Genomic DNA, 23,639 nt, shown 5'->3' with positions numbered 1-23,639 from the left:
GCTGATCCCGCTTTCGCGCGCGGCGGTCACCGACCGGCCGGGCCGAGGGTGCGGCGGAACCACTTGCCTGGCTTGTTGCCCAGCTCGGCGGGGGCGGCCGGGCCGGTCACGGTGAATCCTGACTTCGTGAGGACCTTCTGCGAGGCTACGTTCTCGTCGGCGGCGGCCGCGTTCAGCGTACGCAGGTGGTACCGCGTTTCTGCTCGCCGGCAGAGTTCGCGGACGGTGGCGGTGGCTATGCCGCGGCCGGTCACGGATTCGGCCAGGCGGTAGCCGACGTTGGCGGTCCGGTCTTCGACCTCGAGCAGGTTGAAACGGCCCACCACCTCGCCGGTCTCGGTGGTCAGGACGTGGAAGAGGCAGACGCCCGCCTGGTGGAGGGCCAGCACGGTGGCCCAGCTGTCGTCGAAATGGGCGAAGAAGGCGTCGCCGCGGTCGGTGATGAACCGGGCGAAGTAGGCGCGGTTGGCGAGTTCGAAGTCGCGGACCGCCTGCGCGTCGGCGGCCTCGACCGGCCTCAATTCGAACATCGCCCGACCTTAGCCGGGGCGGCGTGACCGAGCCGGGTCGAGGCCTCCGCGAACGCGGCGCCCGCTGAATCCTTGCGAAACGGTTGCGGCTGCCGATCGTGCGTCTCGACCACCCGGTGGCGAGCGGCGAGAGGAGAGCGCGTGCTTCAGCGACGTACGCGCCGGTCCGACGAGGGCTTCACGATGGCTGAGGTGCTGGTCGCGATCGCGGTCGTGTCGGTGGTGATGCTTTCGCTCAGCGCGTTCTTCGTGAACTCGATCCGGATCGACAACGAGCAGGGCGACCGGCAGTCGGCGATCCAGGCGGCCGACGACGCCATGGAGCGGGCCCGGGCGCTGCCTGCGGCCGCGCTGCTGACCGGGCGGGACCAGGCCGGCTCGGCCCAGGAATGGTCGGCCCCGGTCGCCTCGGTCGCCGGTCTGCTCGGCGCCGGCGACCAGACGATGGCCTACGACAGGAACGCCGCTCCCGGCTCGGGCCGGACGGCCCTGCTGCCGACCACCTATCGAACCCTGGTGCTCAACGGCATCGCGTACCGGCAGTACTGGTACATCGGCTGGTGTCAGCGCCCCTCGACCGGCGGCGCGTGTGTGGCGTCGGCGCCGAGCGGGCAGTTCACCAAGTTCTTCCGGGTCGTCGTCGCGGTCACCTGGCCCGGGCGCTCGTGCCTGGGCAGCGTCTGCTCGTACGTCACCAGCACGCTGATCGGCGACCCGGATCTGGGCCGGGTGCTCGACCCGGTCTTCGACACCAACGACAGCTCACCGGCCCCGGCGATCACCAGTACGCCGGGCGCCCAGACCGCCGACGTCGGCACCCCGGCCGCCCTGACCTTCGTCACCAGCGGCGGGGCGGCCCCGCTGACCTGGAACGCCACCTCACTGCCGGCCGGGCTCACCATCGACCCGGCCGACGGCGCGATCAGCGGCACGCCGACGACCGCCGGGAGCTCGTCGGTGACGGTGACGGTCTCCGACGCGTACGGGCAGAAGGCCACCTCGAGCTTCGGCTGGACGGTCAGCGCGGCGCTCGGCTACGCCGGCTTCACCCCGCCGGCCTCGAAAGTGGGCACGGCCGGCCCGCCGGTCACCCTCACTGCTTCCAACGGCACCCGGCCGTACGCGTGGAGCGCAAGCGGCCTGCCGCCCGGCGTGACCCTCGACGGCTCCTCGGGAGTTATCAGTGGGTCACCGGGCACCCGGGGCGCCTACCCGGTGACCACCAGGGTGACCGACGCGAAGGGCGCGAGCGTGTCCAAGACGACGACCTGGACGGTGTCGTGATGTTCCCGGGCAAGAACGACGAGGGCTACTCGCTGCTCGAGGTGATGATGGCGATGGTCTGCACGGGCATCCTGATGACGCTGGTGACCAGCGCCGTCATCCAGATCTACCACTCGGTCAACAGCGTCGACGCGGTCTCGGCCGCCCAGTCGCAGATCGACACCGCGTTCAGCCGGCTCGACAAGGAGGTCCGCTACGCCCGGGGGATCAGCGACCCGGCGGCGGTCAGCGGCGACCCGTACGTCGAATACCTGCTGAGCGCCGACTCGGTCGACACCTGCGTCGAGTTGCGCCTGCGCACCTCCACCGGTGAGCTCCAGCGGCGCCAGTGGGTCAAGAACCAGAGTCCGCTCGTGCCGACCGCCTGGCAGACGCTCGCCTCGTCGGTGATCGCGGCGACGCCGTTCGCGGTGACGTCGACCCGGCCGGTGCTGCCCAGCGACTCGCCCTACCAGTCGCTCACGCTCGACGTCACCTCGGTGACCGGCGGCGGGTCCGGCCTCAGCGCGTCGGCCGCCCGGGCCGGTTCGCGGCGCGAGACCACGGTGACCTTCACCGCGCTCAACGCGATCATCCCCACCGGTTCGGTGGACACCACCACCATCTCGACGACCTGCACCGAAGGCCGGGGGGTCTCGTCATGATCCGTCTGAAGGACGACCGCGGTTCGCTGCCCCTGGCCATGCTCGTGTCGGTGGTCGGCGTCGGGCTGAGCGTCTTCATGTCGATGCTGGTGGTCAGCCAGCTGCACACGACCGCGTTCGAGGCGCGGCGGGTGCAGGCGCTGAACGTCGCCCAGGCCGGCCTGGACGTCGGCGTGGCCCAGGTCCGCACCGCGACGAAGATCAACGCCACGGGCGAGACCGTCGGCGACGCCACCCGGCTGCCCTGCACGACCCTGACCGGCACGGTGGGCGCCGCCGCGTACTCGGTGGTCCTCGCCTACTACGACTCCGACCCGCAGGGGCACCTCCAGGATGCCGCCTGGACCGCCGGGCACGCGGTGTCCTGCGTGCCCGGCCGCGGCACCCGGACCGTGCCCGGCTTCGTGGTGTTCACCTCGACCGGCACGGCGTCCGGCGCCGGCTCCTCGAAGCGGACGCTGCGCGGCACCTACGTGGTGCACACCAGCAACGCCAACATCTCCGGCGGCCTGGTGCACGTCTATCGGGGCAGCACCACACTGAACGACCTGTGCATCGACGCCGGGTCGGGCACGCCGACGGCCGGCACCGCGGTGAAGATGCAGCTGTGCAACGCCGGGGCGGTCAGCCAGACCTGGGCGTACGACCCCAGCCTGCGCCTCGTGCTGGTCTCCTCGCAGGGCGCGGACTCGTCCGGCATGTGCCTGCAGGCCGGCACCACCCACGTCGCGAACGCCCCGGTCACCGTCCAGCCGTGCGTGACCGCCAAGCCGGCGCTCTACGCACAGCAGTGGAGCATCAACGACAGCTCCAACCTGGTCGGCAGCAACACCGGCGGCACCAACACCGACGGCTTCTGCTTCAACGTGGCCCAGCCCGACCGGCCCGGCAGCGGCGTGCTCATCACGACCAGCTGCAGCGGCAGCTACAACAACGTGTCGACGTTCTCGCTCGACGCCAACGCCGGCGCCGGTCAGGCCTCGTCGGCGGTCGGGCAGGCCGTCGGCCAGCTGGTCAACTACAGCCAGTTCGGGCGCTGCCTGGACGACACCAACCAGAACCCGGACTCGGCGTACATGATCGCCTGGCCCTGCAAGCAGAACCCGGACCCGGCCAAGGTGGCGTGGAACCAGCGCTACACCCTGCCGGTGCTCGAAGGCGGCCCGAAGGTGGGCACGCCGGCGAACTTCCGGACCGGCACCATCTCGACCGTCAAGGGCGCGGCCAAGTACTGCCTGCAGAGCCCGCTCTCGGACGGCCTCTACCAGTACGTGACGACCAAGTCGTGCGTCCCCGAGGCCATCAACCAGCAGTGGACGGTCTACGGCGACACCGGCTCGTACGCGACCAGCTATCAGATCGTCGACGGGACCCAGAAGTACTGCCTGCAGGCGCGCGACCAGAACGCCAGCCCGGCCGACCTGTTCCAGGACGTCAACAAGGTCGCGAAGATCTACGTCGGCGTGTGCAACGGTTCGACGCTGCAGAAGTGGAACGCTGACAAGAACACCCTCGGCGGCCTGGCCCTCAAGGACGTGACGGAGCGCTGAGCATGCCCTCGTAGAAGTCGCAGGTGTGCCGGTAGCCGCCGGGGTTCCGCGTCACCACGCTCACGGCCGCCCCGCGGCCCTCCGCCCGGTGTTCCAGCTCGGCCAGGGCGCGGCGGTCGCGGAACTCGGTCACCAGCAGCACCGGGCCGCCGGGGGCGTAGATCGGGGGCGCCGGAACGAGACGGCCCTGCGCGCCGTCGACCTCGAGTGGCCCGTCGGCGGCTGCGCTCGAAGGTTGCGCCGTGAGGTCCCGGTGCCACCAGGTCTCCACGCGGCTCAGCCCCAGCCGCCCGGCCAGCGCGGCCCGTTCCGGTTGGGGCACCGGGCAGACGAGCCGGACCCGCGAGTCGCCGGCCAGGCGGCGCAGCAGCTCCGCACCCTCGGTGGCCCAGTGGGCGGCGTGCTCGGCCGCCGCGTCGTCGACCAGCAGGAGTCCCGGCCGGCGCAGCCCGAAGGCGAACGCATGGCCGGTCCGCAGCGCGACCGCCGCCGGGTCGCCGATCAGGGCGCCGAGGTACGACGCGTGGATGCGGAGGGCGTCCGGTGCGCGCCGCCAGAACTGCGGCGCGAAGGACTCCCGGTGCCGGCCGTCGCGGTCCAGGAGTTCGACCACCCAGCCCAGGTCGCCCGCCACCAGCGGACGGATCATCCCGCCTCGAAGGGGGCCCCGACGGTCAGACCCGCATCGGCGGCGGCGGCCGTCGCCTGCTGGAGGACCACCCGCTGCGCGAGGCCGGTCGCCCGGGCCCGGGCGGCCACGTCCTCGAACTCGGGCATGACCTGCACGATCACGCCGTCGACGTGGCCGACTTTGACGCTTATCGGGCCGGCTGCGACGGTGATTATGGTGAAGGTTCGCGCGACCACGGTTTTGCGGAGCGGTCCCTCCCGTACGCCCAAGGTCGTCGTGTCCCGGAAGATCTGGTCTCGCAGCCGGGCCGTGAGGCCCGGTTTTGTCAGCACGCAGAGCGTGTGCGCCGGGCGGCCCTTCTTCATCAGGATCGGCACCAGCCAGGCGTCGTCGGCGCCCAGCTCAAGCAGGTTGGCGAGCACACCGGGCCAGAGCCGCGGGTCGAGGTCGTCGACGTTGGCCTCCAGGAGCACGACGTCTTCCGTGCTGTCGGCCTCTTCCGCTCCGATGACCACGCGCACGACGTTCGGCCTCTCCGGCGTGTCGCGGGTGCCGGCGCCGACCCCGACCCGGTCGACGGTCATCGGCGGCAGCGTCTCGCAACGCCCGGCCAACGCCCGGATCAGCGCCATCCCGGTCGGCGTCGCCAGCTCACCGGGGCCGTCGCCCCGCACCCGCCAGCCCCGGGCCAGCTCGGCGACCGCGGGCGCGGGAACCGGAAGCCGCCCGTGCGCCGACCGGACGGTCCCGGAGCCCAGCGCCACCTCCCCGGCCGAGACGCTGCTGACTCCGAGGTCGTCGAGCGCCGCGCACACCCCGACCACGTCGGCGATCGAGTCGAGGGCACCCACCTCGTGGAAGTGCACGTCCTCGGGGTCGGTCCCGTGCACCCTCGCCTCGGCGACGGCCAGGCGGTCGAACACCGCCTCAGGTCCGGTACGCGCGTGCTCGCGCAACAGCACCCGGATGTCCCGCCACGTCCGGTGCGGCGGGTCGTCGACGAGCGGCGTCACGTGCACTTTCGTGGCCCGCATCCCGGCCCGGCGCACCTCCTCGACGCTCAGCCCGACCGACCCGGGCAGCACCGCGTCGATCGCGGCCTGCACCCGCTCCAGCCCCGCCCCGGCGTCGATGAGCGCCGCGAGCAGCATGTCCCCGGCAATGCCGGCACTCGCGTCGATCCAGGCATGCCTGCCGTCCACAGTCGTCCCATCCGCTCGTTGAGCTGCTCTAACGCAGGTAGCCCCGCTCGGCGAGGATCCGGCCGCGCTGCTCATACTGGCCGGGGTCGTCGGGGAGCCGCGTATCGAGTCCATCAACGTATCGGTTGAACATCGAGAAGGCCGCGGCAATCAGCACGGTGTCGTGCACACTCCGGTCGTCGGCACCGGCCGCGCGGGCCCGCGCGACATCGTCGGCGGTGACCGAGCGCCCGTCCACCCGCACCCGATCGGCGATCGTCAGCAGAGCCTCCATCAGCGCGTCCGGCCCGGCCTCGACCCCGCCCGCCAGGTAGCGGGCGGCCGCCCCGTGCGTCTCGGCGCAGAAGGTGCACCCGTTACGCCGAGACACGTACGCGGCGATGGTCTCCCGCTGCTGCGAAGTCAGCGGCGACGGCCCCCGAAGCAGGGCCTCGGCCAGATCGTTGAGCGGACCAGCGGTCTCCGGGTGACCGGCAAGCAAGCCCGCGATCCCGGGCAGCGGCGGTAGGTCGATGTGCGGCACACCCTAGGTCAACATGTCCGGAAGACATCGGCAAGCCGATCCGGGTCGTCTGGGTCTGGTCGACGTCATCGGGAGGTGGGTGCTTCCCGGCGCATCCGAACTCGCGAGCTTCGTGGCGTCGGTCCGGTTCTACGGCTGGTGCCGGACAGCGACGGCTTCGTATGGCAGCACGTCTTCTCCCGAAGAGGAGCCCGACGGGGATACCAGCATGGTGCCCGTGGCGTGTGGCTGGTCCGCCCGGCGGACGAGGAATGGGCGCTCACCCCGGCGGGCGCGGCCCACCTGTTCCCCTCCGAGTGGGCGGCATTTCGTGCCGCGATCCCCGCCGCGGAACAGGACGACCTCGTCGGCGCCTACGGCCGACGCCTCAACGACCCCGACCCCGCGGTCCACGGCCCCGCGGCCCGCGCCTGGATGGGCTGGGAGCTCTCGGCCAACTCGCTGCTGCCGATGACGCCGCCCGCCATCGACGACACCAGCCTGCTGGCGTTCGCCCGCATCACCCACCACTACATCAGCAACGGCGGCTTCCTCCCGCCGGACGGTCTCCTGGCGGGCGTCGACCGCATCCGGCATATCCCGGCGGTCATCGTGAACGGCCGCTACGACATCAAGACACCGCCGAAGCAGGCGTGGGACCTGCACCGGGCCTGGCCTGAGGCGACGTTCCACATCGTGGAGGGCGCGGGCCACGGTGGCTCCGAACCCGGCACCCGCAGCCTGCTGATCGAAGCCACCAACCAGTTCCTCGCTTCAAACTGAGCTGAGCTTCTTGGGGCCGAAGCTGTCCTGCCGTTGCAATTGTTGCAGATTTCCGAACGGCACGGACGCCACCGCCCTCGGTGCGGCAGATATCCGTATAACGGGAAGCATCCTCTGGCCTTCGATAAGGTGATCCGGAGAGCCAAAGCGCACTGCACGCCGGGCACTCAATTACCGACGTACCGGACTTCGAAAGCGTCCGGCACGAGCACTGGTCAACTCTCCCGGAAGTTCGGCAGGTCCTGGTTGCGGGTGTTTAAATTCAGGGCAAGCGAGCCCGCGGAGAGACCGGCGTACAGTAGGCCGGACACCTCCAGGCAGGCGAGTACTGGATAGTAGACCGGAACCGACAGAATGGGTGAACCGCCGGAGGGGTTCCAGAGGCGGATCATGCGATCTTTACCGCCGGAGGCCAACAGGGGCCGACCGTCCACGGTGACGGAGCACAGCGCGTTCACCCCGTCCAAGTGGCCGGTCAGCACGGCGGTGCAAATCTCGTCGCGAATGTTCCAGATGCGGATCGTACGGTCATCTCCTGCTGAGGCGAGCATTTGCGTACCCTCCACAGTGACTTCGGCCAGCGCCCGTACGGTGCGGCTGTGTCCCTGGAACCTCGTGAGGTAGCGGCCCGTCGGTCCCCAGAGGATCACATCCTCGTCGCAAGCGGTAGCCAGCATTGGTTCAGCGTCGGCAATCTGGCGGATGGCATGGATCTGCTCGATGCCCTCAGCCGGTTCAGCGAACGGCCACCGGTCGGTAAGCCGCCGCCGTTGGACCAGGCGGCCATTTTCCGGCCGACAAAACTGGATGACCGCTTTGCCGTACCGGTTAGTGCCCGCAATGGCCAGCAGGTCTTCACCGTCCTCGGTACGGAATGCGCAGACCGCCTGCAAATATTCGAATCGGCGAATGTTTGTCAGGGTCTGGCGACCGGTGACCGGATCCCAGGTTTGGATGACCCCGGAGTCGCTGGCGACCACGATAAGCTCGCGTGATTCGACCCGCGCCGTGCAGAGGCTGTTGACCGTACCGAGGCCTCCACCCATCACCCCGATTCGGGCGCCGGTCTCGGCGGCCTGCAACTGGATCCTGCCGTTGCTCCCGTCGACGCCGGCGACGGCGTGGCCGCGCAACTGGATCGTGCATGCTGCGCTGGTGCGGCCACCGCGACGTGCGGTACTGCTCACACCCTCGTCGGCCGTCAGATCCCAGAGCCGGATCGTTCGGTCCTTCCCGCCGGTGGCGAGATACTCGTTGCCGTCGAGCGTGACCGTGCAGACGGCGTAGATCACATCGGTGTGGCCGGCAAGGACCCGCAGGCAGTCGCCCTCACGCGGATCCCACACTCGGACGTCACCGTCGCCTGAGACGGTTGCCAGAGCGCTCCGACCATTGGCTCGGCACGCCGCCAGACCGAAAATGGGCTTGCTGTGCCCGCCTGATCCGACAATCGACGGTTGAATTCCGCGGCGATGGATCAGGACAGCTTTGAAATTGGTGACGGCTATCGACATCCGGTCGCCGACGGCGACGAAGCAGGCGGCCCGAATCTGGTCAACATGGCCGCCGAATTCGTTGATGAGCCGTCCGTCCTCCGGCGCCCAGAGCCGCGCCAGCCGATCGTCTCCGGCTGACAACACGACTTGTCTCTGGGCGGATGCGGCCGCCGATACCGCCCGCACCGGACCGATGTGGGCCTCGATCACTCGCACCTGACGACTGCTGCGCAGTTCCCAAATCCGGACCTTGCCGTCGTCGCAACCGGCGACCAGGTGGGTACGCCGATCGATGATGATGGTGCACAGCGACCGGATTGCCGTGGACGGTCCGGGATACATCCCCTCCAGACGTCGGTTGGTGGGGTCGACGAAGTAGATTCGTCCGCTCTTGCCGGCGGCCGCGAGCAGCGTCCGCCCGCCCTCGCTGACCGAGCAGACCGTGAACATTGGTTCAGCTTGCTCCCGTTGGGCCTTCGCGCTGCCGCCGAACGGCATCGTCCAGTGTTGTCCCGTCGCCGGGTCCCACAGCCGCACGTGGAAGAAGTCACCGACTGACGCGATGTGGGATCTTCGATCCACGGTCACGGCGCAGATCGCCCGGACAGTCCCAGTATGACTATCCAGCATGCTGTGCTCGGCGCGGTTGGGCACCGCCGCCCATTCGATCCGGTACGGCGCACCGGGCCAGGCTGCGAACGTATTCGGCTGCTGCTCCAGCGCGGAGGTCACCCCGAACAGGGCCGCCCGCTCAGCCGGCAGCGCGCCGAGGGCGTGCGAGGTCAATCGCAACAGCCGGCCGCGAGCTCGCCCACCCGGCGTCGATGCGTATTCGGCGAGCTGGAACAGCCGTGGAAGGTCGGCATGCAGCAGGAAGGCGTCGTCGGCCAGCAATTCGTCGATCAGTCCGGCGCGGGCCGCGTACATGGGGAGGGTTCGAAGCAGGTACAGGTCGGCACGCGCCCAGCCGGCCTGCCGTCCGTAGCCGATGAGGTGCCGGGCGAGCGCCAGTTCGTCGGCGCCGCGACGGTTGTCGACGGCTCGCCGCTTGACCAGCGAGTCGTTGAGTGCTTGGTGGAACAGCCGGTAACGCGGCGTACCTGCGTCCCGGCTCGATTCGACTAGGAAGTTCGCCGCAGATGAGCCGGCGAAGGTCAGCAACGCCTCGCGGCTTACCCGCACGTCGAGTGCCTCCAGCGCGACCCGCCAGAGGTCGATCGACATCCCCGGCGGGTGGGCGTAGGCGAGGGCGATGAGTACGTCAGTCGCTGGCACCCGTTCGACCGGAGGCAGCCGATTGAGGTACTCGGCGAGTGCCTCGTCCACGGTCGCCGTGAAGGAGAGCGAGTCGGGTTTGACGGCCTGTTCGTCGTACATACCATGGGAGCGCGCGATGAGTCCGGCGATGAGGAAGTTCCGGTCCGCCAAGGCTGCGATGCGGCTTGCCACCGGCTGGGCGACCGCGAACTCGGCGTAGGGGTTGCCTACTCGCTCGTCGCCCAGCAAGGCCAGCGTGGCCAGCGCATACGCCTCCAAGTCAGCCTCGGCGAAATACTCCTGCCGGTCGAGATCGATCACGGACGCGCTCTTCCCGAACGCCTGCAGCAGGGACCCCCGGTCGTCGACCCGCCGGCTGCCAACGACGACTTGGGCGCCGAACGGGGCGCAAGTCCGGGCTATCGGTAGGAGCAACGCCGACACGATCAAACGGGCCTGTTCCGGGCCGGCCGCCTCATCGAGCGCGTCGACGACCAAGTTGAACCGGCCGTGCGTCCGCGACAGCCGATCGCGGAGGGCCGGCACCAGATCGTCGACGGTGCGCGGCATCCGCACCGAAGCGGCGCAGGCAATCTCGACGGCCACGTCGAGAGCAGTCTTTCCCTTCATGTGAACGGCGCACGCGACCGAGCCGATTGGCGCTCGGACGTTGCGATCGTCGGCGGGAAGGGCCGCCCGGACACTCTCGTCGGCGGTGGTCACGATCCGGCCGAGCACGGCCGACTTGCCCACACCTGGGGATCCCGTCAGCACCAACACCCTGGCATCCGGAACCGAACGGCGCAGCCAATGGGCAATCTCGGTCAGAGCTACCGTACGGCCCCGGAATCGGTAGCCGCCTTCGGTATCGATGGATACGCCGCGCGCCCGGGGGCGCCAGTGCCGCACGGCCTCCAGGTCGGCGCTCAGCGACCAGCCCCAGGCCTCGAGAGCGGCGTCGCCGGCGGCGGCAATCGACCACGCGGTCAGCGCCTGGACGTTCTCCTCCGGTAACCCCCGAGCAATCTGGTAAAGAGTGAGCGCCTCGGCGTCCCCGGCGTTGCGGCCGCCCTGCTGCGCTTGGACGACCAGGCCGACGACCGCGTGGAAGTCACGCGACCACACGCCGGCACCGCTGAAGCCGGCCTTGACGACGTACCGGGACTGGGTGTCGAGACGAATCCGCCCGTATGCGAGAGGAATGCCGATCTGGCCGTGCGCGTCCGCGCCGAATTCCGACTCTCGTGGAAAGCCGAACGCCCACCACCGGTCTCCGGCCAGGTCCTGCGGGCGCGGTGACCTCAGGGGAGCCGGTGTCGTTTCCGGCGGAGCGTCCGCGCTCAAGTGCAGCACTGCCACGTCCAACTCCTCGTCGACGCGGGCGCCGGCCACCGCCACCCGGACCGTACGCGGCACGCCAGCCTTGGGAAACGCGACAGTTATCGACTCGTGCCCGTCGATCACATGCCAGCAGGTGAGCACACGCCGCCGGTCGATCAGGACACCGCAACCAAGCGGCGTGCGCGCCTCACCGGAAAACACCGTCACGGTCCAAGGGTCGTAACCAGGTCCGGCGAAATGGCGGGCATCCACCTGATCGATGACCATACGTAGATATTTGCATCACTGATTGCGATCGTCCAGACTGAGGCTCCGCCTGCTCGCCGGCCGGGAGGCTCCATGTCCGATTCACAAGTTGTGTCCTATTCCGTCGACGGGGATGAGCTGGTGTCCGTGGAGATAACGCCGGTCGAGGGCTTTGTCCCGGTCGGCATCGAAGCGGTAGCGGGCCACGTCCGGCGAGCCGTCAAACCGGCGATCGCCGCGGCCCGGGTCGTCCTCGATCAGGCAAGAGCCATGGCACCCGACACCGTGCAGGTGAAATTCGGCGTCAAGGCCACCGGCACCGCGAACTGGCTGGTAGCTAGGGCCGCAACCGAGGGCAACTTCGAGATCACCCTCACCTGGAAGGCAGCCCCGGAAGACTGAACTGGCGCACCGCTCCCTCCAGAGCCTCGACCGACCGGCGCGGCTGGCCAACGGGAATCCAAGGTGGGTGCAGTGGTCATACACGGTCAGAGTCCACTTGACGGCGGCTTACACCGCGTGACTGACCTCGGCGGTCCGCCGCGCACGCACGGCGGCAGGTGAGTTGCCGGCTGAGCGCCGGTAGCTCTTTCCACTAATTTACTTAATTGGCTTTCCCTGTCGCGTTTCTCACGAGGCGCTCATTGGATGTCAGTCGAAGAGTTGATCTATCTGGGGAAGGTTTCTATAACCAGGGATTCGCCACAGCCGCAGAGCACGATCATCACTTCCAGGAAAAGGATGGCACCCCAGAAGAGCAAATAGCACTCGCCTACAGCATCGCTGACCGGGCCGCTGGGTGGAGGGGGAGCGCCGGGTTGTCCCCGGGCGCTGGGTTGGTCAGGTGACGGCACATCTCCAGTTGAACGCAGCAGGACGGCAGGGAGAACGGTTGTCCCACGATCGTGTCGAGCGTCCGGGAATCAGCTCAGTCGGGTAGGTAGCCAGCAATGCTACGAAAGCTGAATTCAAAGCATGAAGCGCTTGAGTTCCAATGGTCATTCGATTGAAACTATTCAGATATAGGGTTAGGAGGTGTTTGGTATTGCAGTCGATGGCTTAGCGCCGAGGCAAGGGCACGTGATACTCGAGAATTCCGAAGCAACGTGACGAACACGCTCTCATCGGTTCAGTGTGTTGAGGGATCACGGTGTCGGGCTCCAAACGGGCGGTGATTGGGCGTAGGCGGGAGGCAGGTGCGGCCAGTTCAGCGGGCGGCTGTTGAGCTGGCCTGGGGGGCTTATCGCGCTCCATCCGTTTCCGAGGGCTGTCCGGTAGGCGTCGGCTTGGTGTTTCGCGTCGTCGGGCGCGTCTTGCTTGGCCGGCCTCATGCCCTGGTCGAGCAGGCATCGGGCCGTCCTGGCCAAGGACACCGAGACGTGGGTGGTCTCGCCGGTTCGGGCGCGTCGCGCCGATGCGGCCAGTGCGCCGGCCGCTATGAGGTAGCCGGTGGCGTGGTCGAGCAACTGGCAGGGCAGCGCGCCCGGTCGGATGCCGTCGGTGGTGGTGGCCCAGCCTATGCCGGTGGCGATCTGTACCAGGCTGTCGAAGCCGCGCCGCGAGCCCCAGATGCCGCCCGGCTCCCAGGCCGAGAGGGTGACGACGATGGTGCCGGGGTGCTGCTCGGCTACCTGGTCGGGATCCAGGCCCAGTCGGCGCATTGCCCCGGGCCGGTAGCCGGTCACCAGGACGTCGGCCTGGTCGAGGAGCCTATGCAGAACTTGACGGCCGTTCTCGGTGCCGGCGTCCAGGGCGGTGCTTGCCTTTCCGATCACTCCGTCGACGGCATGCAGGGCCAGCTCGGGGCGGTGCGGGTCGTCGACCCGTAGTACGTCGGCGCCGAGTGCGCCCAGCATCCGGGTGCCCACGGGGCCCGCGATGACCCGGGTCAGATCGAGGACCTTCAACCCGGACGCCGGCAGCCGGCCCGGTTCGGGGAGCCGCAGCGAGGCGTGACCGAGCGGCACCATGCCCACAAGTGGTGACGTGCCTCCCTGCCACTGGGCCGGCGTACGGGCCGCTACGGCCAGGCCTCCGGCGGCGTACACGACGCGCTCGACCTCCGCCGCCGGGAGGGCGGCAATGGCATCGGCCAAGGCCGTTTCGACGTCGGTGTCCTGTCCGTCGGGCACGTTGAGGGAGGCGAGTAACGCGCTGCGATGCCACGGATAGTTCGCATGTGTGCGTACCCATCCGTCGGCGGACTGCCACAACCGCGACAGCGGGGCGAAGCCGTCGATGCCGCGCCCGTGAGCGTCGCGGAGCCAGACCTCGCTGCGCATCGCTGCCGCTACGTGTTCCGTGTCCAGCGCGATGTCCGGCCGGCGACCGGTGCGGGCATGAGACAGAGCGGCGGCAGCGGTCAGGCAGGCAGCCACCGACGCGGTGGCGCACTCGGCCACCGCGAGCGGTGACGCCAGCGCCGCCGGCCGGGGATCACCGGTGATGCGGAGTCCGGCGGCGCCCCTCAACCCCAGGTCGTCCAGCACGCCGTCCAACAAAGTCGCCATTCACCGATTCTCTGATTTTTGCCCCGTCGGCTCCACCGTGGGGGTGACGCCGGCCGATAGGCAGCCGGGGTGCCGCCTGTGATCGTTATGGTCCTGAACGAGGGTGCGAGGCCTGGTCCAGCGCGGCCGGACGTCCGAGTTCGCCAATGAGGAGCCGAGAGACTGTGACCGCCACCGTGAAGTCCGTCGACCTGCCCGACGGCACGACCGCCCACGACGAAACTCTCGACCGGTGGTACGTCAAGAGGACCTTCGGCATGTTCCCCTGGCGGGCGAACAACGGCGAGAAGCTGACTGATTACGAGGTTGACAACTTTCTGCGGTCCGGTCGAGTCGTCGTCACGCTGCCGGAACAGGCACGCCTCGATTTCGCGAACTGAGTCAGCGGCGCGGGGCGGTGATCTGGGCGGCCAGGTGGCCCGCGCCGTAACCGTTGTCGATGTTGACCACGGCGACGCCGGGGGCGCACGCGTTCAGCATCGACAGCAGCGGGGCCAGGCCGCCGAAGGCCGCGCCGTAGCCCACCGACGTCGGCACCGCCACGACCGGGGCCTCGACCAGGCCGGCCACGACGCTGGGGAGGGCGCCGTCCATGCCGGCCGCGACCACGATCGCGTGGGCCGCGCGGATCTGGTCGAGGCGGCTCAGGATGCGGTGCAGGCCCGCCACGCCGACGTCGGCCGTCAGGTCGGCTGAGCGTCCCAGGTAGCGGGCGGTGAGCAGCGCCTCGCGAGCCACCGGCAGGTCGGACGTGCCGGCGGCCAGGACCAGCACCGGGCCGCCGGTCGGAGGCGGTGGGGACGGCGGCCAGGCCATCAGCGCGGCCGGCTCGTCGTGGTGGGCGTCCGGAAGCTGCGAGAGGACGGCGGTGACGTGCTCGGAGCGTACGCGGGTGAAAAGGGTGACCACGTCCGGCCGTGAGCGGACCTCGGCCGCGATGGCCGCCACCTGGGCCGCGGTTTTGCCCTGGCAGAAGATGGCCTCCGGGTAGCCGCGGCGGGCCGTGCGGTCGAGGTCCAGGTCGAAGTCAGGCACGGGCGGCGACCAGCGGCAGGGTGAAGGAGCCGGACTGGACGCCGGCCACGTCGACCGCGGCGTAGCGGAAGCCGGCCTCGACCACGGCCGCGCGGACCCGGGTGCGCAGCGGGTCGGTGACCGCGCGGACCAGGTCCTCGACCGGGAGTTCGATGCGGGCGACCGGGCCGTGGTGGCGAACCCGCAGGTCGCCGAAGCCAAGGGCGCGCAGGGCCGCCTCGGCCCGGTCGATCTGGGCGAGTTTGGCCGGGTCGACCTCGGTGAAGTGGGGGATCCGCGAGGCCAGGCAGGGTGCGGCCGGCTTGTCGGCGCTCGGCAGGCCGAACTCGTGGGCCAGGCGGCGGACGTCGGCCTTGGTCAGGCCGAGATCGGCGAGCGGGGTGAGCACGCGGTGCTCGGCGGCGGCCCGGGAACCCGGCCGGTCCGGCCGGCGGGCATCGTCGGCGTTTTCCCCGTACGCGACGGCATCGAGGCCGTGGCCCGCGACGACAGCCGTGTCGATGACCGTGAAAAGTTCGTCCTTGCAGTGGAAGCAGCGGTCGGGGCCGTTGGCGCGGTATCCGGGCCGTTCCATCTCGTGGGTCTCGACCTCGACGACCGGGACGCCGATCGTGGCCGCGACCCGGTGCGCGGCGGCGCGCTCGTCGGCGGCCAGGCTGGGGGAGACGCCCAGGATCGCGACGGCGCGGGACGGGCCGAGGACCCGGGCGGCCAGCGCGAGCAGCACCGACGAGTCGACCCCGCCCGAGAACGCGACCCCCAGCCGTTTCATGCCGCTCACCTGGGCGGCGAAGCGGGCTTGCACATCTTCCGCGAAGCTCATCCCCTGATTGTGCCCGCTGCGGCGGTCCCGGTGAGCGGACCCACCCGCAGGCCCCGCGCCCGGCAGGTGGTGAGTAGCGCCGGAAGCGCCGAACGGGCGGCCGGGCCGTGGTGCAGCATGATCTGGGCGCCGTCGTCCAGCCGGCGCAGCACACTGCGGTAGACCGAGTCGGCGGTGGCGTCCGGCAGGTCGTCGCGGCCGGGGCACGTCGGGCGCACCGTACGCAGGCCCATCTCGCGGGCGTCCCGGTGCGGGCGGCACCAGTACGGGACGATGCCGGTCGCCGCATTGATCGACGTGACGGCTTGCGCGAGCTCACCGCGTACGTCCGGAAGCCGGAAGCCGAGAACGGCGATCTCGTGGCCCGCGCCGGCGATCGCCCCGGCGATCGCCGGATGGCGCTCGGCCGCGAGGCCGAGCAGGAAGAACGTGGCCCGCACCCCGCCCAGGCGGTCGAGCAGGGCGAGCAGCTCAGGGGTGTCGTCGGGGTGCGGCCCACCGTCGAAGGTGAGCGCGGCGTGGCCGGTCACTCTGGTCATGCCGAACTTTTAGCGGGTCCTGCTGTGCGCCACCTCGCCGCCGGTTGAATGCCGGCTTAAAGCATCGTGCCGGCTCGGTCCACGAGCAGCGGAAGCAGAATGGCGCGCCAGGTCTCGAGGTGCACCTGGCCGCTGGACATGCCGCCGTGGGCGAACTCCTCCCGGTAGATCGCGGGGGCCGTCTCGGTGGCCAGGTCCACGGCGACGATGCGGTCGAAGGCGGTGTAGAGCATGGCCTCGACCTCGCCGATCGAGGGCGGCAGGTACGACTCGCCCAGGTGATCGCGAAGGGCCCGCCAGACCCAGGGTTCGCCACGGAGGCCCCACTGCTCGGGTTCGGGGTCGAACAGATCGGCTACCTGCTTCATGGTCCGTCCTTCCTGGGAGCGCTCCCAGGTCCTGCCTTACGATGCCCCGGTGAAGCTCGTCCATATCGTCGGCGTGTCGGCCCTCCTGGCACTGTCCGCGTGCAGTTCGTCCCCCACGCCGGCACCTCCGAAACCCCGCGTCTACCAGGCAACCGGCGACCTGTGCGGCCGGATCGACCACAACAGCCTGTCGGCGGTGCTCGGGCCCTTGAAGTCGTCCTCCGGCCAGCCCGGGGTCGCGGCCGCGTCCGTGGTCAGGCAGTCGTGCACCCTCCGGTTCGGGACGTCGATACCGATCCCGGTCGAAGTGTCGATCCAGATGGCGACCGACGGCGCCTCGGTAGCTTCCTACTACCAGGGGGTACGCGGCGTCGAGGAGAAACAGACGCAGCTCAGCACGGTCAGCGGACTCGGGCAGGAGGCCTACACCTACGAGGACATCACCGGGCCGCACCTGGTGGCGTACGACAACAACCTGTACCTCTCCTACGCCGTCGTCATGGGCGGCCTGCCCCAGGCGTCGGTGCCGTCCGGAGTGGTCGGAGCCGAAGTGGCGAGCGCCCACGCGACCATGTCCCAGCTGGCCCGATAGCGTTTGTCCGCGTCGATATCCTGAGGCCATGGGCGACGGGGTGCAGATCCAGACCGACCAGGTCGGCAACTTCGGCCAGGGCCTCCGCAAGGACGCCGACGGCGGCTTCGCGGCGGCGGCCGGGCGCGGCGCTGACCTGCACCGGCAGGGCGTCGGGCTGGGCTCCCAGATCAACGCCGGGCCCATCATGGAGGTCAAGCAGAGGTACGCGGCGGCCCTGGCCGCAACCGACGCCAACCTCCGCGTCTACCCGGTCGCGGCCGACATCCTGGCCGACGTGGCCGAGGAGGTAGCGCGCCGTTTCGCACATGCTGACACAAGTTCTGCGGTCACCCAGCAGGAAATCCAGACCATGCTCTCCGGCGCGATCATTCAGGCGCAGAGCCTGCTGAAGCGGGGGTCGTAGGCGTGAGTGACGTCGACTGGGGCCGCTACAACCTGCCCGCCATCTGGAGTCTGATTTCCGACGTGGACGTCTGCGACGGCGCCGACCGGGTCCTGGCCTGGGAGGGCCTGACCGCCACCGTACGTGACCAGCACACCCGGCTGCTCGCCGCGGCCGAGAGTTTGGCCGCGGTGTGGCCACCAGGGAAGAACGACTCGGCGTTCGAGTTCCAGCGGCAAGTCCAAGGGCTGGCCGACTCGATGCAGGAAACGCTGAAGAAGGCTGAGGACACCCGCGTGGGACTGAATGGGGTGGTACAGGCTTTCTCGACGGCCCAGAGCAAGTTACGCGAACTGGCGTCGGGCCGCGATGGTGTGGCCAACGACTGGATGCCACGCTTCGTCGACCACGCCGAAGACAAGTACGACGAGCACGCCCAGGCCGCCATGCGCGAGGCGGAGGCGGCGATCGGCGACCACGGCGCCCAGATTCAAACACCCAGCCTGTTCCAGATGCGACCCTTCTACGACGACGATGGCCATCATCTGACGGGTGACGACGACGGCTCGACGAGAGATGCCGGCGGCTCGACAGGTGGACAGTCGGGCGGAGGCGGCTTCGGTCATGGCGGACTCGGCGCCAGCCCGCGTCCGGTTCCTGTGCCGATCGATCCGAACTCGATGGTGCCGCCTGAATCGTCGGATTCGACGATCGGTGGCTCAGGTCCGGGGGACGATCGAACCGGCTCTGGTCCCATTCTCAGTGGAATTGCGCCTGCACCACCGGCGACCGGTGGGAACAGCGGCCCCATCGGATCCCTCCCGGTTGGGACGCCTCCGCCGACGGCTTCTCCCACCGGCCCGGGAGGCGCACCGGGCGGGTTGGGTGTCCTGCCGATCGGAGGCGGCACAGGCAGCCCTGGCGTCGGCGGATTTGGTGTCGTGCCTGGCGGCTCCGGCAGTTCAGGAACTCGTCGTCCGGTCTCGGTCCGACGCGGTCTTCCTTCCGGCGCCGTGATTGGCGAGGGCTCCGAGCGTGGCATTGCCAATGGCCGGGCTCAGGCCGGAGCGATGCCGATGGTCGGAGGGCCGGGCGGCCGAGGCGGCGGCAGTTCAAGCCAAACGATTGACGGCGAGGCCGACCAGCGGTGGAAGACCGTTGAGGGAGTCGCGCCGGTAATCAAGCCGGATACGTCCGCGGTCAGACATGACCCGGGGCCCGGCGTGATCGGGCTCGACAGGTGATCGTTTCCGCACGGCCGGCTCGCGTTGTTCTGGCGGTCACCCTTGCCGCCGGCGTCGTGGCTTTGTGGGGCCGGCCCGCCTTTGCTGATTCCATCCGTGACAAGCAGTGGTACCTGGCGAGCCTTGGCGTCGCCCGAGCGCATCACATCACGGAGGGTGCCGGCGTCACCGTTGCGTTGATCGATAGCGGGGTCAACGCAGACCATCGTGATCTGCGAGGCGCCATTCTCCTCGGAACTGATGTCGGGTCAGCCGCCGCCGGTGACGGGCGGAAGGATACCGACGGGCATGGCACCGAGATGGCCGGAATCATCGTCGGGCGGGGCCATGGATCAGCAGATGGCGTTCTCGGCATCGCGCCCCAGGCGAAGATTCTTCCGATCAGCGCTCCGATCGGGCGTTTCAGCGGCGGCGGATTCATGACACAGGCGGTCGACTTCGCGATTGCTCATCACGCCGGTGTCATCAACATGTCGTTCGGCTCGATGGACGACGACGCGCTGCATGCTGCCATTCGGAAGGCTCAGGCGGCCGACATCGTTCTGGTCGCTTCATCCGGCAACGACGAGAGACCCGGTTACGACTTTCCCGGCCGGTACCCGGAAGTCGTGGCCGTGGGTGCCTTCGGCCGCGACGGGAAGATCGCCCCGTTCTCCGTCACCGGGTCGCAAGTCGACCTGGCGGCCCCCGGCATGGACATCGTCACGACCAGCAACCGGAGCGCCGACGACTATTACCAAGGGCAGGGGACCAGCGAAGCCACCGCGGTCGTCAGTGGGGCGGCGGCGCTGCTGCGGGCGAAATTCCCCGACCTCAGCGCGGCTGAGATTGTGCATCGGCTGACGGCTACGGCCACCGATGCCGGGGCCAAGGGGCGGGACGACTCGTACGGCTACGGGCGGCTGAACATCGTCAAGGCGCTCACCGCCGACGTTGCGCCACTTCCGTCGGCGGCCGCCGGCAGGTCGGCGGCTGTGACCTCGGCGCCGGCCGTGGTGGCTGATGAAGGGGATCTGCCGGCGGCCAAGAGTCCGCTGCTGCTGGTCGGGATCGTGGTCGGACTGCTGGTAGTGGTCGGGCTGGTCGCGGCGGTTGTCGTCCGGGGCCGGCAACGGCGGACCCGCGGGTCGTAGGGGCAGACGCCGTCGTCCGGCCGCCCGTCAGGAGCTGGCCGCGGCCGAGGGTTTGGCTGTCACCTGGCCGGGCACGCAGCACGGTATGCGGATCGGATACAAGCTGATGGCTGAGGGTTTCGCGCCGAAAGAGCTTATTCGGCAGGCGGTGCGGGCGGAGGAGGCCGGGTTCGATTTTGTGGAGATCAGTGACCACTTCCACCCGTGGCTGGACGTGCAGGGGCATTCTCCGTACGCCTGGACCGTGCTCGGCGCGGTGGCCGCGCGTACCGAAAAGCTCGGGTTGGCGACCGGCGTGACCTGTCCGACGGTGCGCTACCACCCGGCGATTATCGCTCAGGCCGCCGCGACGCTCGCGATCATCTCCGATGATCGCTTCACGCTCGGGATCGGGGCCGGTGAGAGGCTCAACGAGCATGTGGTGGGTCAAGGTTTCCCGAGCGTACGCGGGCGGCACGAGCGACTCGTGGAGGCGCTCGACATCATCAATCTGCTGTGGCAGGGCGGCTACCAGTCGTACGAGGGTAAGCATCTGCAGCTGGAGGATGCCCGGGTGTTCGATCTGCCGGAGCGGCTGCCGGTGATCGCGGTCGCGGCCGGCGGCAAGGATGCGGCCGAGCTGGCGGCTACGCACGGTGGTGGGCTGTTCGCGACCGAGCCGCGGGCGGATATCGTCGAGGCGTACCAGGCCAAGGGCGGCAAGGGGCCGAGGTACGCCGAGATCCCGGTTGCCTGGGGGCCGGACGCGATCGAGGCCGCGCACAAGACGTCGCGGTGGTCGCTCACCGGCTGGAAGGTCATGTCGGAGCTGCCGAACCCGGTCAACTTCGAGGCGGCCTCGGAGCTGATCAAGCCGGAGGACGTTGCCGGGCAGTTCGCGCACGGGGCCGGTGTCGAGCCGTACGTGAAGGCGTTCCGTGAGTACGCCGACGCCGGCTACGACCACCTGGTGTTCATGAACGCGGGGCCGGACCCGGACGGTTTCCTCGACTTCTTCGCCGAACAGCTGCGCCCCGCCCTCGGAAGCTGAGCCGAGGCCGGGCAGAATCGCCACCGTGACACGAGCACAGGGTGATGCCCAGCCGCCGGCCGCGTCGGTGTCCCTCGACTACTTCGACGGGCTCTACATGGCCAAGGACGACCCGTGGGATCTGGCCACGAAGTGGCACGACCGGCGCAAGTACGCCGTGACCGTGGCCAGCCTCCCCGCGGAGCACTACCGGCGGTGTTACGAGCCGGGGGCGTCGATCGGCCACCTGACCCGCCTGCTCGCGGAACGCTGCGACGAGGTGCTGGCGACCGACGCCGTCGAGTCGGCGGTCGTCCAGGGGCGCCAGATCGTGCAGGACCTGCCGAACGTGACGTTCGAACAGGCGACGCTGCCGGCCGAGATGCCGGAGGGCACGTTCGACCTGATCGTGATCGGTGACCTGCTCTACTACCTGTCCGCCGGTGACATGTCGGCGACGGTGGACGGGCTGCTGGAGCGGCTCGAGCCGGGCGGTGACCTGGTGTCGGTGCACTTCCGCGACCGCGAGAACGGTGGCAACTACGACGGCTTCAACGCCCACTCGGCGGTCGGGGAACGCCCGGGCCTGACCCACATCGTGCACCACGAGGACGAGTGGTTCGTGCTGGACGTCTGGCGCCGGTAAATCGATGGCCCGGCGGGGCCGGCGAACGGGACGATCTCGGCATGGACCACATGACCGCCGAGATCGTCAGCTACTACCGGGACCGGTACGAGGAAGCCGCCCGGCTCGGCAGACGCCCGCAGTCCCGGCTCGAACGCATCCGCACGCTGGAGTTGCTCCGCGAGGTGCTGCCCGAGGCCCCGGCCCGGGTCCTCGACGTGGGCGGCGGGCCCGGCGCCTACGCACGGGATCTGGTGGCCGCCGGCTACGAGGTGCGGCTCGTCGACATCGTCCCGGCTCATGTCGAGCAGGCGCGGGCCGGCCGGCCGCCGGTCGAGGCGGTCGTCGGCGACGCCCGATCGTTGCCCGAGGTTGACGGTTCCTGGCATGCCACGCTGCTGCTCGGGCCGCTCTACCACCTGCACCAGCCGGCCGACCGGGTGCGCGCGCTGCGCGAGGCGATCCGGGTGACCGAGCCGGGCGGGCCGGTCGTGGCGGCGGCGATCTCGCGGTTCGCCGGGCCGATCGACTTCGCGGCGACGGCCCGGTTCAACGAGCGGACCCTGGACGAGGCCGTGCGGCTGCGGTCGTCCGGCGTGAACGACGCGTCGACCGGCTTCACCCAGGCCTACTTCCACCGGGTGTCGGAGCTGGTCGGGGAGTGCGCCGAGGCCGGCCTGGCGAACGTGACGATCCACGGGGTCGAGGGGCCGGCGTGGGCGGCGGCCGAGGCGGCGATCGGAGGGCCGTCCGAGCAGGCGGTTTTCGAGGCGGCGCTGCAGCTGGCCCGGGTCTACGGCACGGAGCCGGATCTGGTCGCGTCCAGCTGCCACATGCTGGCGATCGGAACCGCCCCGGCCCGCGGTTAGCCACCTCGAACACCATCGGCGGCCAACTTTGCGCGTTGTGCGTTCGCGCATACGCGGGCGGGTGTTGCTGAGCGTATGGTGCTCGCGAGTTGTTCATATGGACATCGAGGGGGCGGCCTTGTTCGACGTTCTGGTGGTGGGCGACGCCAACCCGGACCTGGTGCTGCGGGGCGACGTGCGGCCCCGGTTCGGCCAGGTCGAGCAGCTGCTCACCGGGGCCGACCTGGTGCTCGGCGGCTCCGGCTCGATCACGGCGGCAGGGTGCGCCCGGCTCGGCCTGCGGACGGCGATGCTGGCCGCGGTCGGCGACGACGTCTTCGGCCGGGTCGTGCGCGACGCGCTCGACGAGCGCGGGGTGACCCTGCTGGCCGCCGACGCGCACGGCGCGCCGACCGGGCTGAGCGTGATCCTCACCCCGGAGGGCGGCGAGGGCCGGGCGATCCTGACGCTGCCCGGGACGATCCCGCTGCTGCGGCCCGCCGACATCACCGACGACCTGCTGGGGCGGACCCGGCACGTACACGTCTCGTCGCTCTATCTGCAGCCCGCGCTGGCGGACGGCCTGGCCGGGGTCTTCGAGCGGGCGCACAAGCTCGGCGTGACCACGTCGCTCGACACCAACTGGGACCCGTCCGAACGGTGGTCCTCGATCGCGGAGATCCTGGCCCACACGGACGTGTTCCTGCCCAACGCGGCCGAACTGCTGGCGATCACCGGCGCGTCGACACCCGAGGAGGGTGCGAAGAGCCTGGGCGCGACCGTGGTGATGAAGGACGGCGCGCGGGGCGCGCGAGCCTGGTGGGACGGCGGCTCCGGCGAGGCCCCGGGCCGCCCGGTCGAGGTCGTCGACACGATCGGCGCGGGGGACAGCTTCAACGCCGGCTTCCTGGCCGCCCGGCTCGGCGGCCGCACCGTCGAGGAGTCGGTCCGCTGGGCCGCGGCGGCGGGTTCACTGAGCACCCGCGCCGCCGGCGGCACGGCCGCCCAGGCGACAGCGGAGGAGCTGGGCGCGGAGGGTGGCTGGGGACAATGAGCCATGTT

24 protein-coding genes are annotated in these 23,639 nt (G+C 69.8%); 14 read left to right on the top strand and 10 right to left on the bottom strand.

Annotation, left to right across the window (positions count from 1 at the left end; all coding sequences use genetic code 11):
- Positions 1-26: 26 nt before the first annotated feature.
- Positions 27-530, bottom strand: coding sequence for a GNAT family N-acetyltransferase (locus ACIA5C_RS10645; RefSeq protein WP_396053076.1), 504 nt, complete (start codon positions 528-530; stop codon positions 27-29).
- 141 nt (positions 531-671) lie between these two features.
- On the opposite strand from ACIA5C_RS10645, the gene ACIA5C_RS10640 reads away from it, so the two are divergent.
- Genes ACIA5C_RS10640 through ACIA5C_RS10630 form a run of 3 tightly spaced genes read left to right on the top strand, consistent with a single transcriptional unit; the run spans position 672 to position 4,008 of the window.
- Entirely contained in the window at positions 672-1,814 is a 1,143-nt protein-coding gene (locus ACIA5C_RS10640) for a putative Ig domain-containing protein (protein ID WP_396053075.1), read from the top strand.
- Entirely contained in the window at positions 1,814-2,458 is a 645-nt protein-coding gene (locus ACIA5C_RS10635; RefSeq protein WP_396053074.1) for a type II secretion system protein J, read from the top strand. Before ACIA5C_RS10640 ends, ACIA5C_RS10635 begins: the two co-directional genes overlap by 1 nt.
- The gene (locus ACIA5C_RS10630; RefSeq protein ID WP_396053073.1) at positions 2,455-4,008 is read left to right on the top strand and encodes a hypothetical protein; all 1,554 of its coding nucleotides are present in this window, start codon (positions 2,455-2,457) and stop codon (positions 4,006-4,008) included. The genes ACIA5C_RS10635 and ACIA5C_RS10630 overlap by 4 nt, the downstream gene beginning before the upstream one ends.
- On the opposite strand, the gene ACIA5C_RS10625 is transcribed toward ACIA5C_RS10630, so the two are convergent.
- Genes ACIA5C_RS10625 through ACIA5C_RS10615 form a run of 3 tightly spaced genes read right to left on the bottom strand, consistent with a single transcriptional unit; the run spans position 3,986 to position 6,364 of the window.
- A complete protein-coding gene (locus tag ACIA5C_RS10625) occupies positions 3,986-4,657 on the bottom strand; it encodes a hypothetical protein (RefSeq protein WP_396053072.1) in 672 nt (223 codons plus the stop codon). The two genes, ACIA5C_RS10630 and ACIA5C_RS10625, sit on opposite strands and share 23 nt — an antisense overlap.
- The gene (larC, locus tag ACIA5C_RS10620; RefSeq protein ID WP_396053071.1) at positions 4,654-5,841 is read right to left on the bottom strand and encodes a nickel pincer cofactor biosynthesis protein LarC; all 1,188 of its coding nucleotides are present in this window, start codon (positions 5,839-5,841) and stop codon (positions 4,654-4,656) included. Before larC ends, ACIA5C_RS10625 begins: the two co-directional genes overlap by 4 nt.
- A 28-nt stretch (positions 5,842-5,869) precedes the next feature.
- A complete protein-coding gene (locus ACIA5C_RS10615; protein WP_396053070.1) occupies positions 5,870-6,364 on the bottom strand; it encodes a carboxymuconolactone decarboxylase family protein in 495 nt (164 codons plus the stop codon).
- A 222-nt stretch (positions 6,365-6,586) separates the two neighbouring features.
- On the opposite strand from ACIA5C_RS10615, the gene ACIA5C_RS10610 reads away from it, so the two are divergent.
- Positions 6,587-7,126 carry an alpha/beta hydrolase gene (locus ACIA5C_RS10610; RefSeq protein ID WP_396053069.1) on the top strand — a complete coding sequence of 180 codons (540 nt, stop codon included), beginning with the start codon at positions 6,587-6,589 and terminating at the stop codon, positions 7,124-7,126.
- 215 nt (positions 7,127-7,341) lie between these two features.
- Here the strand turns inward: ACIA5C_RS10610 and ACIA5C_RS10605 are convergent, their stop codons facing one another.
- Positions 7,342-11,487: a trypsin-like peptidase domain-containing protein gene (locus ACIA5C_RS10605; RefSeq protein ID WP_396053068.1), complete on the bottom strand. Its 4,146-nt coding sequence runs from the start codon at positions 11,485-11,487 to the stop codon at positions 7,342-7,344.
- 120 nt (positions 11,488-11,607) lie between these two features.
- Between ACIA5C_RS10605 and ACIA5C_RS10600 the strand changes: the two genes are divergently transcribed.
- Positions 11,608-11,868 carry a CU044_2847 family protein gene (locus tag ACIA5C_RS10600; protein WP_396053067.1) on the top strand — a complete coding sequence of 87 codons (261 nt, stop codon included), beginning with the start codon at positions 11,608-11,610 and terminating at the stop codon, positions 11,866-11,868.
- Positions 11,869-12,611: 743 nt separating this feature from the next.
- Here ACIA5C_RS10600 and ACIA5C_RS10595 read toward each other — a convergent pair.
- Positions 12,612-13,976, bottom strand: coding sequence for a CoA transferase (locus tag ACIA5C_RS10595; RefSeq protein WP_396053066.1), 1,365 nt, complete (start codon positions 13,974-13,976; stop codon positions 12,612-12,614).
- A 164-nt stretch (positions 13,977-14,140) separates the two neighbouring features.
- On the opposite strand from ACIA5C_RS10595, the gene ACIA5C_RS10590 reads away from it, so the two are divergent.
- Complete coding sequence (locus ACIA5C_RS10590) at positions 14,141-14,356, top strand: hypothetical protein (protein WP_396053065.1); 216 nt, start codon at positions 14,141-14,143, stop codon at positions 14,354-14,356.
- Position 14,357: 1 nt separating this feature from the next.
- On the opposite strand, the gene larB is transcribed toward ACIA5C_RS10590, so the two are convergent.
- Genes larB through ACIA5C_RS10570 form a run of 4 tightly spaced genes read right to left on the bottom strand, consistent with a single transcriptional unit; the run spans position 14,358 to position 16,741 of the window.
- Positions 14,358-15,011 (bottom strand): nickel pincer cofactor biosynthesis protein LarB, encoded by a 654-nt coding sequence (gene larB / locus ACIA5C_RS10585; protein WP_396053064.1) that lies wholly within the window; start codon positions 15,009-15,011, stop codon positions 14,358-14,360.
- Complete coding sequence (gene larE / locus ACIA5C_RS10580; RefSeq protein WP_396053063.1) at positions 15,004-15,834, bottom strand: ATP-dependent sacrificial sulfur transferase LarE; 831 nt, start codon at positions 15,832-15,834, stop codon at positions 15,004-15,006. Before larE ends, larB begins: the two co-directional genes overlap by 8 nt.
- On the bottom strand, positions 15,831-16,373 hold the full coding sequence (locus ACIA5C_RS10575; RefSeq protein WP_396053062.1) for a polysaccharide deacetylase family protein: 543 nt from the start codon (positions 16,371-16,373) through the stop codon (positions 15,831-15,833). Before ACIA5C_RS10575 ends, larE begins: the two co-directional genes overlap by 4 nt.
- A gap of 56 nt (positions 16,374-16,429) precedes the next feature.
- Positions 16,430-16,741 carry a hypothetical protein gene (locus ACIA5C_RS10570; RefSeq protein ID WP_396053061.1) on the bottom strand — a complete coding sequence of 104 codons (312 nt, stop codon included), beginning with the start codon at positions 16,739-16,741 and terminating at the stop codon, positions 16,430-16,432.
- A 49-nt stretch (positions 16,742-16,790) separates the two neighbouring features.
- Here ACIA5C_RS10570 and ACIA5C_RS10565 point away from each other — a divergent pair, with 49 nt between their 5' ends.
- The 8 genes from ACIA5C_RS10565 to ACIA5C_RS10530 all read left to right on the top strand — a co-directional run bounded on the left by ACIA5C_RS10565 (position 16,791) and on the right by ACIA5C_RS10530 (position 23,631).
- Positions 16,791-17,333: a hypothetical protein gene (locus tag ACIA5C_RS10565; RefSeq protein WP_396053060.1), complete on the top strand. Its 543-nt coding sequence runs from the start codon at positions 16,791-16,793 to the stop codon at positions 17,331-17,333.
- 28 nt (positions 17,334-17,361) lie between these two features.
- Complete coding sequence (locus ACIA5C_RS10560; protein WP_396053059.1) at positions 17,362-17,739, top strand: hypothetical protein; 378 nt, start codon at positions 17,362-17,364, stop codon at positions 17,737-17,739.
- A gap of 2 nt (positions 17,740-17,741) precedes the next feature.
- Positions 17,742-18,962, top strand: a complete 1,221-nt coding sequence (locus tag ACIA5C_RS10555; RefSeq protein WP_396053058.1) for a hypothetical protein — start codon at positions 17,742-17,744, stop codon at positions 18,960-18,962.
- Complete coding sequence (locus ACIA5C_RS10550) at positions 18,959-20,095, top strand: S8 family serine peptidase (protein ID WP_396053057.1); 1,137 nt, start codon at positions 18,959-18,961, stop codon at positions 20,093-20,095. The genes ACIA5C_RS10555 and ACIA5C_RS10550 overlap by 4 nt, the downstream gene beginning before the upstream one ends.
- Positions 20,096-20,180: 85 nt before the next feature.
- A complete protein-coding gene (locus ACIA5C_RS10545; protein WP_396053056.1) occupies positions 20,181-21,125 on the top strand; it encodes a TIGR03557 family F420-dependent LLM class oxidoreductase in 945 nt (314 codons plus the stop codon).
- A gap of 25 nt (positions 21,126-21,150) precedes the next feature.
- A complete protein-coding gene (locus ACIA5C_RS10540; RefSeq protein WP_396053055.1) occupies positions 21,151-21,750 on the top strand; it encodes a class I SAM-dependent methyltransferase in 600 nt (199 codons plus the stop codon).
- A gap of 41 nt (positions 21,751-21,791) precedes the next feature.
- Positions 21,792-22,598: a class I SAM-dependent methyltransferase gene (locus ACIA5C_RS10535; protein ID WP_396053054.1), complete on the top strand. Its 807-nt coding sequence runs from the start codon at positions 21,792-21,794 to the stop codon at positions 22,596-22,598.
- A gap of 97 nt (positions 22,599-22,695) precedes the next feature.
- The gene (locus ACIA5C_RS10530; RefSeq protein ID WP_396053053.1) at positions 22,696-23,631 is read left to right on the top strand and encodes a carbohydrate kinase family protein; all 936 of its coding nucleotides are present in this window, start codon (positions 22,696-22,698) and stop codon (positions 23,629-23,631) included.
- Positions 23,632-23,639: the final 8 nt, after the last annotated feature.

Origin of the sequence: Actinoplanes sp. NPDC051343 (genome assembly GCF_044455125.1) — a bacterium.
In the GTDB taxonomy this organism is placed as follows: domain Bacteria; phylum Actinomycetota; class Actinomycetes; order Mycobacteriales; family Micromonosporaceae; genus Actinoplanes.
The sequence above is the reverse complement of the archived record's forward strand: the minus strand, read 5'-3'. Positions and strand labels throughout refer to the sequence as shown.